This window comes from Streptomyces actuosus, assembly GCF_016921115.1.
GTDB classification, from domain to species: domain Bacteria; phylum Actinomycetota; class Actinomycetes; order Streptomycetales; family Streptomycetaceae; genus Streptomyces; species Streptomyces actuosus_A.
On sequence record NZ_JAFFZS010000043.1, the window covers coordinates 1 to 13,285 of the forward strand.

Below are 13,285 nucleotides of genomic sequence, written 5' to 3' on the forward strand. Positions count from 1 at the left end.
GAGGACAGCCCGGAACGCGCCAAGGCACTGTGGATCAGCGGCCTGTTCGCCGTGCTGCAGGGCGAACAGAACGAGTCCCTCCGCAGACTCGCCGAGGGCAGGGAGGTGGCCGCACGACTGGACGACCGATCCGCTCTCGCCTGGAACGCCCTGTGGACCGCCATGGCCACCATGCTGGACGACGTGACCGACGGACTCGCCCTCGCCGACGAAGCCCTCCGGAGGCAGAGGGAACTGGACGACCCCAAGGGCGTCCTGATCGCCCTGGTGGCTCTGGGCGGGAACCTGAGCCTCCTGGGCGACCGGCGCTCACTCACCATCGGCGAGGAAGCACTGGCTCTGTGCAGGAAGGAACACAGCAGCTGGGTCAAGTGCTACGTGCTGCGGTTCATGAGCCGGGAGCTGCTCCGGCAGGGCGACACACGCCGGGCGACGGCCCTGTTGAGGGAAGGACTGCAAGCGGCCCGTACCTTCGGCGACCGGTCGGGATGCGCCTCCTGCCTCGACGTACTGGCGTGGAGCGCCGGCCAGGAGGGCGATCACGGGCGGGCGGCACGGCTGCTGGGCGCGACCAAGTCCCTGCTGCACAACATGCAGGCCTCGGTCTCCTACTGGGCCTCCCCCGACATCGCGAGCCACGAGCACTGCCAGGCGCAGGCACGCCGTGCGCTGGGCGAAGCGGTGTTCACCGAGGCCCTCGCCGCGGGTGAGGCGATGTCGTTCGAGCAGTCCTGCGCCTACGCCCTCGGTGAGCGGGCACCCGCACCGCCGGTCTCGACCGCCGAGACCCGGCCGAGGGGCGCGGACACCCCCACGAGGCGCGAGCGCGAGGTGGCGGCACTGATCGCACAGGGACTGAGCAACAAGGAGATAGCCACCCGGCTCGTCATCTCCCGCCGGACCGCCGAGACGCACGTGGCGCATCTCCTCACCAAGCTCGGCTTCACCTCCCGTGCCGAGATAGTCGCCTGGTGCCACACCCAGCGCCAGTGAGCCGCACCGAACCGCCGCCCACCGGCGGCGGCCGACGACGGCGCACGCGGCCGACGACCGCGCACGCGGCAGAGGCCTCCCGGGCGGGGGGGGGCGCCCGGAAGGCCTAGTAGGCGCAGGCTCTCGGCCGCCGGAAGCCTCGGCGGTGGCAGCTTCAGCCGCCGGAGCCCGAGCCGCCGGAGCCTCAGCCGCGTGGGCCTCAGCCGTCGGACCCGGCCGGGGTCGTCTTGGGGGTGAAGCCCAGCTTCTTGTTGGCCGCAAGGGCGAACTCGTTGGTGAACGTCTTGCCGAGGTCCAGCGACGAGGTCGCCTTGCCGACCGTCACCTCGGTCGCCAGCACGGTCTTCGGACCGCCGGCCGGCATGATCCCGTCCGGCAGGAACTGGCCCTTGTCCTCCTCCAGCGCCTTGATGTAGTCGTCCTTGGTCACCAACTCGTTCTCCGTGAACGACGACGGCAGCTTGTTCGCGATGTCGGCCGCGCTATGCGTGTCCATCCAGTGCATGGTGGCCACGAGGGCGTCGACGACCTTCTGCACGGTGTCCTTGTGCGAGTTCACCCAGTCGGTGCGGGCCAGGACGCTCGCCGCAGGCCAGGCGCCGCCCAGCGTCTCCTTGGCGCCGTCGGTGGTGGCCAGGTTGATTGCGGAGGCGCCGACCCCCTTCTTCTCGATCGCGGAGACGGTCGGCTGCGTCGTGATGACACAGTCGGCCTTGCCGTTCTGCAGCGCGGCGATCGCGGTGGAGCCCGCGCCGACCGCGATGCGGTGGAACTGGTCGTCCTTGACGCCGTTCTGCCCGGCCATGAACTTGGTCAGGGTGTCCGTGCCCGAGCCGATGTCGGTGACGCCCAGCGTCTTGCCCTTGAAGTCGGCGGGCGACTTCACGCCGCTCCCGGTCGAGCACATCTCCCGCTCGCCCGGCGCTCCGGACAACTGGACGATCGACTCGACGCCCTTGCCCTTGGCCACGAAGTCGATGGCGTGCACGTACCACGCCCCCGCCATGTCGACCTGCCCCGAGGCCATCGCGGTGTCGGCGCCGACACCGCCGTTCGCCTCGTTGCTGAGCTCGACCTTGACGCCGTACTTCTTGTAGAAGCCGAGGCTCTCGGCGAGCTGGTAGGGCAGGTAGATCTGCTTGTCGATGCCGCCGACCATCAGCTTGACGGTCGGCGTCCCGCCGGAGCCGCCCGAACCGGTGTCCGCGGAACCGCTGGAACACGCGGTGGCCGCGCCGAGGGTCAGAACGGTGGCGATCGATGCGGTGAGTGCTCTCTTGAGCATGGCGGCTCATTCCTTTCGGGTCTTGCTCGGGTCCGACTCGGGTCCGGCTCGGTGGGCGCGCGCGGAGGAGGGGGCGAGCAGGGGAGGGTGCGAGGGGGGCGCGAGGGGGGTGGACAGCGGGCCGCGGGGAAGTGGGCCGCGGGGAAGTGGGCCGCGGGGAAGTGGGCCGCGGGGCAGTGGGCCGCTGGGCTGAGCGGCTATGGGGTTGAGCCGTGGGGCGGAGACGGCCGCGGGGGTGGGGGCGGTGCGGCTCAGAGGCCGGCTGCCTCGGAGGGGGACGGCGGACGCCAGGACAGGAGCCGGCGTTCGAGCTTGCCGATCAGCCACTCCGCACCGAGCACGATCACCGAGATGACGAGCATCGTGGCGAACACGCCGTTGGGGTCGAAGTTGTTCTGCGCGGTCTTGATGACCAGGCCCAGTCCGCTCTGCGCGCCGAGCACCTCGCCGACGAGCGCGCCGACGATGGCGAAGCCGAAGGCGCTGTGCAGGCTGGCGATGATCCAGGTGAGCGCGGAGGGCACGACGACGTGCCGGATGATCTGGAGCTGGGAGGCGCCGAGCACCCGGGCGTTGGCGAGGATGTTGCGGTCGACCTCGCGCACGCCCTGGAAGGCGTTGAAGAAGACGATGAAGAACACCAGCACCGCGGCGAGCAGGATCTTCGGGGTCACGCCGATGCCGAAGGCGACGATGAAGATCGAGCCGAGGACGATGCGCGGGATCGCGTTGACCATCTTGATGTACGGGCCCAGCACGTCGGCGAGGTAGCGGCTCTGGCCGAGCGCGACGCCGAAGACGACTCCGGTGAGGGAGCCCACGACGAAGCCGAGGAGCGCCTCCTGGATGGTGGTCCAGATGTTCGAGTAGAAGGACCCGAATCCGGTGCCGTCCTGGAAGAGTTCGATCAGGCGCCTGGCGATGCCCGAGGGCTGCCCGAAGAAGAACGGGTCGACGAGCCCCCAGGTGGTGACGCCTGCCAGCCGCCGATCACGAAGACCGCCAGGCCGACGCGGCCCACCCAGACCCGGGCCACCCGCCGCCGGGCGGCGCCCCGGGCGGCCGCCGCGGGCGAGCCCTTCGTGCCGTCGGCGACGGCGGGGACGGGAGCGGTGGACATCGTGCTCATGCAGACCAGCGACCACTCCATGCCCGCCGCCAGACCCAGCACCCCGATCAACGAAAACGATCACTCACGAAGTAAGCCGGTGGATCCGGGCTCAGACGTCCTGGCCGCTGCCGCCGCCGCGGGCCACCTTGATGCCCCGGGTGATCTCGTCGATCACGGACGCGTCCTGGTCGGTGTCGACGCCGAAGCGGACCACGACCATGTGCCGCGGGTCGGCCGGGGAGGGGAACGCCAGCGACTCGACCCAGCCGTCGGCACCCTTGCTGGTGACGGCCTTCCAGCGGACCCGGTAGCCCTTCTGCCCGGCCACGGTGACGGCCTTGGAGGCCAGTTCCTGGTGCGAGGTGATGCCGCCGTAGGTCGTGCCGCCGTAGGACTCCTCCGCGTTGGCCGCGATGTCCGCCTTGGCGACCTCCTCGGCCGTGGCGCCGCGGGCGCCCGCGCCCGCCGGTGCCGCGAAGGCGCCGCCCTTGGTGCAGGTCTTGCTGGTGTCGCCCGGGCAGGGGTAACTGTCGTTCGAGGTCACGGCCGCACCGCCGGCGCCCTGCTGCCCGTACCAGCCCTCGGGGACGGGGAGGCTGATGCCGTCGGCCGCGTCGGTCACCGAGCCGCTCTCGATCCGCGGCGGCTCCGACCGGTTCGGCGAGGGCGCCGCCCCGCCGTCGCGGCCCCCGGGGCCGCCGCCGGGCCCGCCCTGTCCCTGCCGGGCGTCGTCGCGGCCCCCGCCGTCGTCCTTGGCCAGTGCCCACACGCCGACCCCGATGCTCGCCAGGACCGCGACGGCCGCGGCCACCGCTATCCCGACCCGAACCCCGCGCCGTCCGCCGGATGCCACCGGTTGACCGGGGTACCCCGGGTGGACCGGATAGCCCGGCTGCCCGCCGAACGACGGCTGCCCGCCGTACCCGGGCTGCCCGCCGTACCCGGGTTGCCCGCCGAAGGGTGGTTGCCCGTCGTACGCGTGCTGCCCGAAGGGCCCCGGAGCCCCGGCGGCGCCCGGCTGATCCGGTGCCCCGGCCACTCCGCGCTGCTCCGTCGCGGCCGGCGGCGGTCCGCCGGCCGGCTGCTGCGGCGGCCCCCATGCTGCGGCGGACCCCGCGGGGCGCGTCCGGTCCGTCCACGCCTTGCCGTCCCACCAGCGCTCGGTGGCGGGACCGTCACTTGTCTGTCCCGGGTCGGGGTACCACCCGGGGGGAGTCACCTGCGTCATGGGTCAACCGTATGAGGCATCTGTGAGAGCGACATGAGAGGGGGCGCCTCCCGTCGATCACCGAGGCCCGCGACCCGGCCCCGACGGGTCGCGGCGCCGCGGATCCGGCCCCTCCGTCGCCGCGGGACCGGCCGCCCCTCCCCGGTCCCACCCGGTCGCGCGGCGCGCCCGATCGGGCCGGGGCCGCCGCGCCCGCGGGGCCGTCACACCTGGCCGACCGGGGCCACGACCCCGGTCGCGGACGTCCCGCCCGCTCCCGGGTCCGGCCGTCGCGTCGCCGTCGCCCCGGTTCCGGCCGAGCGCCGGGATCAGGTCGTCCCGTCGGCCTGCCCGACCCCCGGTCGCGGCTTCTGCCGTGCGTCCGAGAGCCTCACCGGTGCGCCGGCGGGTGCGTTCGCCCGCTCCCGCACACCGAGTCGATCTCCGGCCGAACGACCGTCAACTCGGCTCGGGACAAGGAATGTTGCCAGCCGCTGTCGCCCGTGCGGCGCCCGAGCCCTACCGCTTGCTCCCCTTACTCCCTTTCATCCGTTACGGCAACTGCTGTGCCGACCGGCCTCCGTCCGGGGCACCGGGGGACTACGCTCGAGCCTGCACGTGGTTCGGGCGACTTGGGGAGGTAGCGGGATGACGGAGGTTCGGCCCATGCAGGCCGCCTCGGCTTCCCTGTGGGAGCGCGACCAGGAAGTCGCCGTGGTCGCGCGGGCGATCGACGCCCTGTGCGCCGATCAGTCCTCCTCGGGTGCCGTGCTGGTGTTCCAGGGTGAGGCGGGCCTCGGCAAGACGGCGCTGCTGACCCGGACGCGCCGCCTGGCCGAGGCGCGCGGCTGCACCGTCTGGTCGGCCCGCAGCGGAGAGACCCTTCGCTCCGTGCCGTTCAACGTGGTGCGCCAGTTGCTGCAGCCGGCGCTCGTGTCGCTGATGCCGGAGGAGGCCCGCGAGTACCTCGGAGACTGGTACGACATCGCCGGCCCCGCCCTCGGCATAGCTGAGCCGAGCGAACGCCCGGCCGACCCGCAGGGTGTGTGCGACGGACTCGTCGCGGCCGTGCGCCGGCTGGCCAAGCGCGACTGGCCGCTCGTCCTCCTCGTCGACGACGCCCACTGGGCCGACCAGGAGACCCTGCGCTTCCTCGCCGCCTTCGCCGACCGCCTCCACGACCTGTCCGTCCTGGTCGTCGTCGCCCGCAGGCCCGGCGAGATGCGCGGCGAGGGCGCGCCCATGCTGGAGGCGGTCACCACATCCGGCCACACCATCAGCTCCCTGAGCGCTCTCACCCCGGACGCGGTCGCCGGCCTGACCCGCGCCACCCTGGGCGAGCACGCCGACGCCCCCTTCTGCCGTGAGGTGTGGGCCGTCACCGGCGGCAACCCCTACGAGACCGTCGAACTCCTTGCCAAGGTGCACGACAGCGAACTCGATCCGACCGAGTCCTCGGCCGGTGAACTGCGCGCCCTGAACCGCTCCGCCCGCGGCGGCGGCCTCGTCGCCCGCCTGGAGGAACTCGGCATCGACGCCACCCGGTTGGCCTGGGCCGCGGCCATCCTCGGTGACGGCATCACGGTCGACCTGGTGGCCCGGCTCGCCACGATGAGCCGTGAGGACGCCGAGCGCTGCGCAGACCTGCTGAAGGCCTCCCGCATCCTCACCGCGCCCGACCCGGCGACCGGATCCACCGGCGCCGACGCACTGGAGTTCGTCCACCCGCTGATCGCCACCGCCGTCTACAACTCCATCCCCGACGCGCTGCGGCGCGCCTGGCACGGCGTGGCCGCCCAGGTCGTCACCGACAGCCACCTGGGCGCAGCGGCCGCTTCCCGCCACCTCCTGCAGGTGCACCCCGACGACGACCAGGAACTGGTCGAGCAGTTGCGTGAGGCCGCCCGCGAGCACCTCGCCGTCGGCGCTCCCGACGCCGCACGCCGCTGCCTGGAGCGCGCGCTGGTGGAACCACCGCTGCCCGAGGTCCACGCGCATGTGCTGTACGAACTCGGCTGCGCCACCCTGCTCACCGCGCCCGCCAAGACGATCGGTCACCTCCAGGCCGCGCTCGCCATGCCCGGTCTGGACAGCGCCGAACGTGTCGACGCCGTCTTCCGCCTCTCCCAGGCCCTCCTCCACAACAACCAGTTGGAGGAGGCCGTCCGCACCGTCGAGGCGGAGGCCGCCCGCCACCCCGACGGTCCGGCCAGGATGCGCCTGCAGGCAGTCCAGTACATGTGGGAGGGCATCCATGCCGGGGAGTCCGCCTCCCCGGGCCGCTCCGAGCGCCTCGTTGATCTCGCCCGCACCTGTACCGGGCGCGACAACTCCGAACGCGCCCTGCTCATCCTGCGCGGCTTCGACGCCATGAGCCGCGGCGAGAACGCGGAGGAGGTCGTCGAGGTGTGCGACCGCACCCTCGTCAACGGCCGGCTCGCGCCCGGTCTCGGCTGGACCGACACCGAGTGGGGCATCGAACTGCCGATGATGCTCGCCAGTTCCTACGCCTACACCGACCGCCTGGACCGGGCCGAGGCCCTCTTCACGGACGCCCTGCGCACCTACGAGAGCGCGGGCTGGAGCGGCGGCCACCTCGCTCTGGCCCACGCCTACCTCGGTCTCGGTCACCGCCGTCGCGGCCGGCTCAAGGAGGCCGAGGCCTCGCTGCGCGAGTCACTGCGGCTCGCCGAGCGCGTCGGCCGCGGCCTTCCCCTGTACTGGTCGGCGACCTGCAACCTCGTCGACACCCTCCTCGCCCGCGGCCATGTCGAGGAGGCCTGGTCGGTGGCCGAGCGGTACGGCTTCGGCCCGCCGTACCCGTCCACGATCGTCCTGCCCGACCCGCAGTCGGTGCGCGGCAGGCTGCTGCTCGCCGTCGGCCGCACCAAGGAGGGCATCAACGAACTGGAGGCCGCCGAGAAGGCGGCGGGTACGCGTGGCCACCACAACCCGGTGATGGTCCCCTGGGTGGTCGACCTCGCCCGTGCCCTGGCCGCCGAGGATCCCACCCGGGCCGCCCGGCTGGCCACCGACGCCCGCAGCCAGGCCGAGCGCTTCGGCACCGACACCGCCATCGGCGAGGCCCTGCGTTGTGCCGCCGCGCTGGAGACCGGCCAGCGCGCGGTCCGTCTCGCCGAACAGGCCGTCACCTACCTGGAGACCTCGCCCTGCCAGTACGAACACGCCGCGGCCCGCGTCGAGTACGGCATCGCCGCCCGCTCCGACGCCGAGCTCCGGCGCGGTCTGGCCCTGGCCCGCTCGTGCGGCGCGGACGGTCTCGTCGCCCGTGCCCAACAGGAGCTGGGCACGGGCCACCACCCGGTCTGACGCGCGGCGGTCCAGTCCGCTCCGGGCGCTCCTGACGTACCGTACCCGGCAGGAGCGCCCGCCTCGATCGGCTCGGGCGCCTCGGACGCACACCCGCGTTCCCGTTCCCGTCCGGAGAGCGGTGTGCTGTCCGGACCGGGTCAGGGAGCCGGCGCGAAGACCACCCAGACCTGTCCGTCGGCGAAGGTCATCGGATTGCCGTCCTTCGTGGTGAACTCCGTGCCGTCCGTGGCCTCCGCCCGCTTCCAGGTGACGTCGTAGGCGCGGCCGTCCCGCAGTACCTCGGCCTTCCCGGAGCCGACCGTCCGCGTGTACGGCGTGCGGTTGCCGAGGAAGTCGTGGAAGCGCGAGCTGCGCATCTCCACGTACTGCACCACCACCGTCGAGGCGGCCACCCGGCGGCCCTCGGGCGTCAGGGTGGGCGTGCCGTCCATGGCGACCAGGTAGCGGTGGCGGTCCCCGGACCAGGTGAAGGTGAAGCGGGCGGCAGGATAGCGGACGGTGCGTGTGGTCGCGTCCGTGCCCCCGGACGGCCTGTCGCCGTAGCGGAAGCCGGTCGTCAGGGCGGATCCGCCGGGGGCGGACGACATCAGCCGGTCCGGCCGCAGATACAGGTTGTGCGGTGCCGGCTTGTCACCGCTGCGGTAGAAGGCCCCGGACGCCTTGCCCGGGGTCTCCGCCCGCAACGGTGCCTTGTCGATCAGCGGCAGCAGCTTGCTCTGTGCCCCGGAGAACGCGAGCGTCGGCTCCTCGAACTGGCGCAGCAGTTCCAGGTCGGACTCACGCGCGCTGCGCACCGGACCGATCGCCGAGGGCAGTTGCTTCGCGTACACCGCCATCAGCCGGCTCAGCCCGCCCTCGACCTGCTCTGCGTACACGACGTCCGCGGAGTCCAGGCCCGCCTGCGGCCGGGCGGCCGGCACGTTGTCGATCTTCACGGCGAGCACGGAGCCGCGGCCGGTGGACCGGTCCTCCGTGGGGGAGGGGACCGGCGCGTGCCCGTCGTCGGACGTGCGGTGCGGCGAGGTGCAGGCCGCCGCCAGCGACATCGTCAGCGACGCGGCCAGCAGCGCCGCCGCTGTCGTTCCTGCGCGCGGGGTGCGCGCTCCTCGTCTCATGCCCACGGTTGCCCGTCCAGTCGTGTGTCGTCATCGATTGTGCGCTCATCGGATGATTCGAGCCATTCATGGGCATGACCGAGATGAGAGACATGTGCGGTAACCCGCCGAAGGGCTCCGACGGCCGTGGCCGGACCTCCGTCGCCGGTCTCCGGGACCGGACCGGCGGTCCGTGTCCGAGGCCGGGTCGGAGGTTCGCGTGCGGGTCCGGGGGTACCCGGCGGCACGGCCGGATCCGGTGACCCGGCAACGGCCGACGACACGGACACGGCTGAGGAGCGGGCAGATGAGGGCAGTGACGTGGCAGGGCAGGCGGGACGTGCGCGTCGAGAACGTACCCGATCCGAGGATCGAGGAGCCGACGGATGCCGTCATCAGGGTCACCTCCAGCGGACTGTGCGGCTCCGACCTGCACCTGTACGAGGTCCTGACGGCATTCATGACACCGGGCGACATCCTCGGGCACGAGCCCATCGGCGTCGTGGAGGAGGTCGGCGCGGGCGTGCCCGACCTCGCGGCGGGCGACCGGGTGGTCGTTCCCTTCCAGATCGCCTGCGGCGACTGCTGGATGTGCCTGAACGGGCTGCCCACCCAGTGCGAGACCACCCAGGTCGCCGGTGAGGGCATGGGCGCCGCCCTGTTCGGCTACACCCGCCTGTACGGCGCCGTACCGGGCGCCCAGGCGGAGTACCTGCGCGTCCCGCAGGCGCAGTTCGGCCCCATCAAGATCCCCGACGGACCGCCCGACGACCGGTTCGTCTACCTCTCCGACGTGCTGCCCACGGCCTGGCAGGCGGTCGCCTACGCGGACGTGCCCCGAGGCGGCAGCGTGGCCGTCCTCGGCCTCGGACCGATCGGAGACATGGCCTGCCGTGTGGCCCGGATGCGCGGTGCCGGGCGGGTGCTCGGCGTCGACCTGGTGCCCGAGCGGCTGGACCGGGCACGCGAGCGGGGCGTCGAGACGTTCGACCTCAGGAACTTCGACAGCGAGAAGGAACTGGTCACCGCGATCCGGGACGAGACCGACGGCCGGGGACCGGACGCCGTGATCGACGCCGTCGGTACCGAGGCCCACGGCAGTGCGGCGGCCCGCCTGGCCCAGCAGGCCGCCTCGATCCTGCCCCGGAGGATCGGCGGTCCGCTCGCGGAGCACTTCAGCGTCGACCGGCTCGCCGCCCTGCACACCGCCATCGACCTGGTGCGCCGCGGTGGCACGCTCTCCCTGATCGGCGTGTACGGCGGCACGGCCGACCCGCTGCCGCTGCTCACCATGTTCGACAAGCAGATCCAGATCCGCATGGGTCAGGCCAACGTGCGCCGCTGGAGCGACGAGATCCTGCCCCACCTCACCGACGAGGACCCGCTCGGGGTCGACGACTTCGCCACCCACCGGCTGCCCCTGGACGAGGCCCCGCACGCCTACGAGATGTTCCAGCGCAAGCAGGACGGCGCGGTGAAGGTGCTGCTGAAGCCGTGAGGCCGCCGGACCGGCCTCGCCGGCGACCGTCCCCGTGCGAGCGCATCGGCGGGGCCCCGCCGATGCGGAGACGAGCCGCGCCTCAGGCGCCGGAGCCCAGCACCTCCGCCAGGTCGTAGCGCACCGGCTCGTCCAACTGCCCGTAGGTGCAGCTCTGCGGGGTGCGGTCGGGACGCCAGCGGCGGAAACGGGCCGTGTGCCGGAAGCGGACGCCGTTCTCCATGTGGTCGTACGCCACCTCGGCCACCCGCTCCGGGCGCAACGCCACCCATGACAGGTCCTTCTTGCCCGACCAGCGGCTCGGCGCCCCCGGCAGGCGGGCCCGCTCGTGGGCGGCCTCCTCCGACCAGGCCGCCCACGGATGGCCCGTCACGTCGCCCATCCGCATCGGCTCCAGTTCCTCTACCAGCTCGGCGCGCTTCCTCATCGGGAACGCCGCCGACACGCCGACGTGCTGGAGCGCGCCCCGCTCGTCGTACAGGCCGAGCAGCAGGGAACCGACCACCGGGCCGGACTTGTGGAAGCGGTATCCCGCGACGACCACGTCCGCCGTGCGCTCGTGCTTGATCTTGAACATGGCGCGCTCGTCCTGGCGGTAGCGCAGCGTGAGCGGCTTGGCGATCACGCCGTCGAGCCCGGCACCCTCGAACTGCTCGAACCAGTGCTGTGCCTCGTCGATGTCGGTGGTCGCCGGAGCCACGTGCACCGGAGGCGCGACCGCGTCGAGCGCCCGGGTCAGCAGGGCCCGCCGGTCGGTCAGCGGCAGATCGAGAAGGGACTCGTCGCCGAGCGCCAGCAGGTCGAAGGCGACGAAGGACGCCGGGGTCCGCTCCGCGAGGGTCCGCACGCGGGAGTCGGCGGGGTGGATGCGCTCGGTGAGCGCGTCGAAGTCCAGGTGCCCGTCCCGGGCGATCACGATCTCCCCGTCCAGCACGCAGCGCGTCGGCACCCGCTCCGCCAGCGCCGCCACCAGCTCCGGAAAGTACCTGGTCAGCGGCTTGCCGGTGCGGCTGCCGAGTTCCACCTCCGCGCCGTCGCGGAACACGATCGCGCGGAACCCGTCCCACTTGGCCTCGTACTGCATGCCCGGTGGGATCTTCGCCACCGACTTGGCGAGCATCGGCTTCACGGGCGGCATCACCGGCAGATCCATCCTCCGACTGTACGAGTCGTCCATGGCGTCCGCACGGCACCTGTTTCGTCCGGCGGACACGCTCTTCCTGCGGCTGTTCCGTCGTCCGACGGCCGGACCGTGTGGGACGCGGCCCAGGTCAGCACCCCCGGCGTCCAGGGGCCCAGGAGCCGGGCGACCGCTCCACGTGGAGGAAGTGCCGCCTTGTCGGGGGGGCGGCCCCTCGGCAAGGCGGGGGCGGCGGGGTGGGAGGTCATGGAGCCGAGTCCTCCGGCAGGAGCCCGACCGCTGCAGCCGTGTCGCATCCCTCAGTGGCCTGAACGGCCCCTCGACGCCGGCGTCGTCGACCAGCAGTGCCACCGTGCCGGGTTGTCGCGCAGCCCCTCCGGAGCCGGATCTTCGTCCGGCGGCTGCCGCACCCGTCGGCCGGCACGCGCCGGGGCGCGACATCGCGTGAGTGGCGCAGGAGAGGATCAGCCGCAATGGCACATCATATGCTCTTGCGCGATGTGCCGCAGGCCCGTGCGCCGACTGTGCCCCCATAGGGCGGCGTGAGCCCGGTGTGCGAGGTGTACGGGGTACGCCTACCGTGGCCGCATGGGTGACGCGGTGGAACTGGAGGCGGGCGGCCGGACGGTGCGGCTGTCCCATCCGGACAGGGTCTACTTCCCGGAGCGCGGCTACACCAAGCTGGACCTCGCGCGGTACTACCTGGCCGTCGGGCCGGGCATCCTGCGGGCCCTGCGCGACCGGCCCACCACCCTGGAGCGCCATCCCGAAGGCGTCACCGGCGAGTGGTTCTTCCAGAAACGGGCCCCGAAGCACATGCCCGACTGGATCCCCACCGCACACATCACCTTTCCCAGCGGTCGCAGTGCCGACGAGATGTGTCCGACGGAGGAGGCCGCCGTCGTGTGGGCCGCCCAGTACGGCACCCTCACCTTCCACCCCTGGCCGGTGCGCCGCGCCGACGTCGACCGGCCCGACGAGCTCCGCATCGACCTGGACCCGCAGCCCGGCACCGAGTACGCCGACGCCGTCCACGCCACCGGTGAACTGCGAGCCATCCTGGAGGAGTTCGGCGGCCTGCGGGGCTGGCCCAAGACGTCCGGGGGACGCGGCCTGCACGTCTTCGTGCCGATCGAGCCGCGCTGGACCTTCACGCAGGTCCGCCGGGCCGCCATCGCGGTGGGACGGGAGCTGGAACGGCGCATGCCGGACCGGGTCACGACCAGGTGGTGGAAGGAGGAACGGGGCGAGAAGATCTTCGTGGACTACAACCAGACCGCGCGGGACCGCACCATCGCCTCCGCCTACTCCGTACGCCCCCACCCGCACGCCCCGGTCTCCGCACCCCTGCGCTGGGACGAGGTCGACGACGCCCACCCCCGCGACTTCGACCTCGCCACCATGCCCGTGCGCTTCGCCGAACTGGGCGACGTCCACGCCGACATGGACGACCACCGCTTCCACCTGGACGCCCTGCTCGAACTGGCCGCCAAGGACGAACGCGACCACGGACTGGGGGATCTGCCCTATCCGCCCGAGTACCCGAAGATGCCGGGCGAGCCGAAGCGGGTGCAGCCCAGCAGGGCCAAGCAGGAAAAGCCGGCGGCCGGTGGATCATGAGGG

The 13,285-nt window shown here is 72.6% G+C and carries 9 protein-coding genes; 4 read left to right on the forward strand and 5 right to left on the reverse strand.

The window, feature by feature from the left end; genetic code table 11:
- On the forward strand, positions 1-993 hold a 993-nt coding region (locus JS756_RS31800; RefSeq protein ID WP_240204668.1), incomplete at its 5' end, for a helix-turn-helix transcriptional regulator.
- 199 nt (positions 994-1,192) lie between these two features.
- Here JS756_RS31800 and JS756_RS31805 read toward each other — a convergent pair.
- The 3 genes from JS756_RS31805 to JS756_RS31815 all read right to left on the reverse strand — a co-directional run bounded on the left by JS756_RS31805 (position 1,193) and on the right by JS756_RS31815 (position 4,617).
- Positions 1,193-2,278, reverse strand: coding sequence for an ABC transporter substrate-binding protein (locus JS756_RS31805; RefSeq protein ID WP_205386732.1), 1,086 nt, complete (start codon positions 2,276-2,278; stop codon positions 1,193-1,195).
- 251 nt (positions 2,279-2,529) lie between these two features.
- Positions 2,530-3,423, reverse strand: coding sequence for an ABC transporter permease (locus JS756_RS37950; protein ID WP_307791271.1), 894 nt, complete (start codon positions 3,421-3,423; stop codon positions 2,530-2,532).
- A 75-nt stretch (positions 3,424-3,498) separates the two neighbouring features.
- Positions 3,499-4,617: a DUF2510 domain-containing protein gene (locus JS756_RS31815; RefSeq protein WP_205386733.1), complete on the reverse strand. Its 1,119-nt coding sequence runs from the start codon at positions 4,615-4,617 to the stop codon at positions 3,499-3,501.
- Positions 4,618-5,244: 627 nt separating this feature from the next.
- Here JS756_RS31815 and JS756_RS31820 point away from each other — a divergent pair.
- On the forward strand, positions 5,245-7,926 hold the full coding sequence (locus JS756_RS31820) for an ATP-binding protein (protein ID WP_205386734.1): 2,682 nt from the start codon (positions 5,245-5,247) through the stop codon (positions 7,924-7,926).
- Between the two features lie 140 nt (positions 7,927-8,066).
- Here the strand turns inward: JS756_RS31820 and JS756_RS31825 are convergent, their stop codons facing one another.
- Positions 8,067-9,044, reverse strand: coding sequence for a DUF3048 domain-containing protein (locus JS756_RS31825; RefSeq protein WP_205386735.1), 978 nt, complete (start codon positions 9,042-9,044; stop codon positions 8,067-8,069).
- Between the two features lie 286 nt (positions 9,045-9,330).
- On the opposite strand from JS756_RS31825, the gene JS756_RS31830 reads away from it, so the two are divergent.
- The gene (locus tag JS756_RS31830; protein WP_205386736.1) at positions 9,331-10,521 is read left to right on the forward strand and encodes a zinc-dependent alcohol dehydrogenase; all 1,191 of its coding nucleotides are present in this window, start codon (positions 9,331-9,333) and stop codon (positions 10,519-10,521) included.
- A gap of 82 nt (positions 10,522-10,603) precedes the next feature.
- Here the strand turns inward: JS756_RS31830 and JS756_RS31835 are convergent, their stop codons facing one another.
- Positions 10,604-11,674, reverse strand: a complete 1,071-nt coding sequence (locus JS756_RS31835) for an ATP-dependent DNA ligase (protein ID WP_205386737.1) — start codon at positions 11,672-11,674, stop codon at positions 10,604-10,606.
- A gap of 576 nt (positions 11,675-12,250) precedes the next feature.
- Here JS756_RS31835 and ligD point away from each other — a divergent pair.
- The gene (ligD, locus tag JS756_RS31840) at positions 12,251-13,282 is read left to right on the forward strand and encodes a non-homologous end-joining DNA ligase (protein WP_205386738.1); all 1,032 of its coding nucleotides are present in this window, start codon (positions 12,251-12,253) and stop codon (positions 13,280-13,282) included.
- The last annotated feature ends 3 nt before the right edge of the window (positions 13,283-13,285 follow it).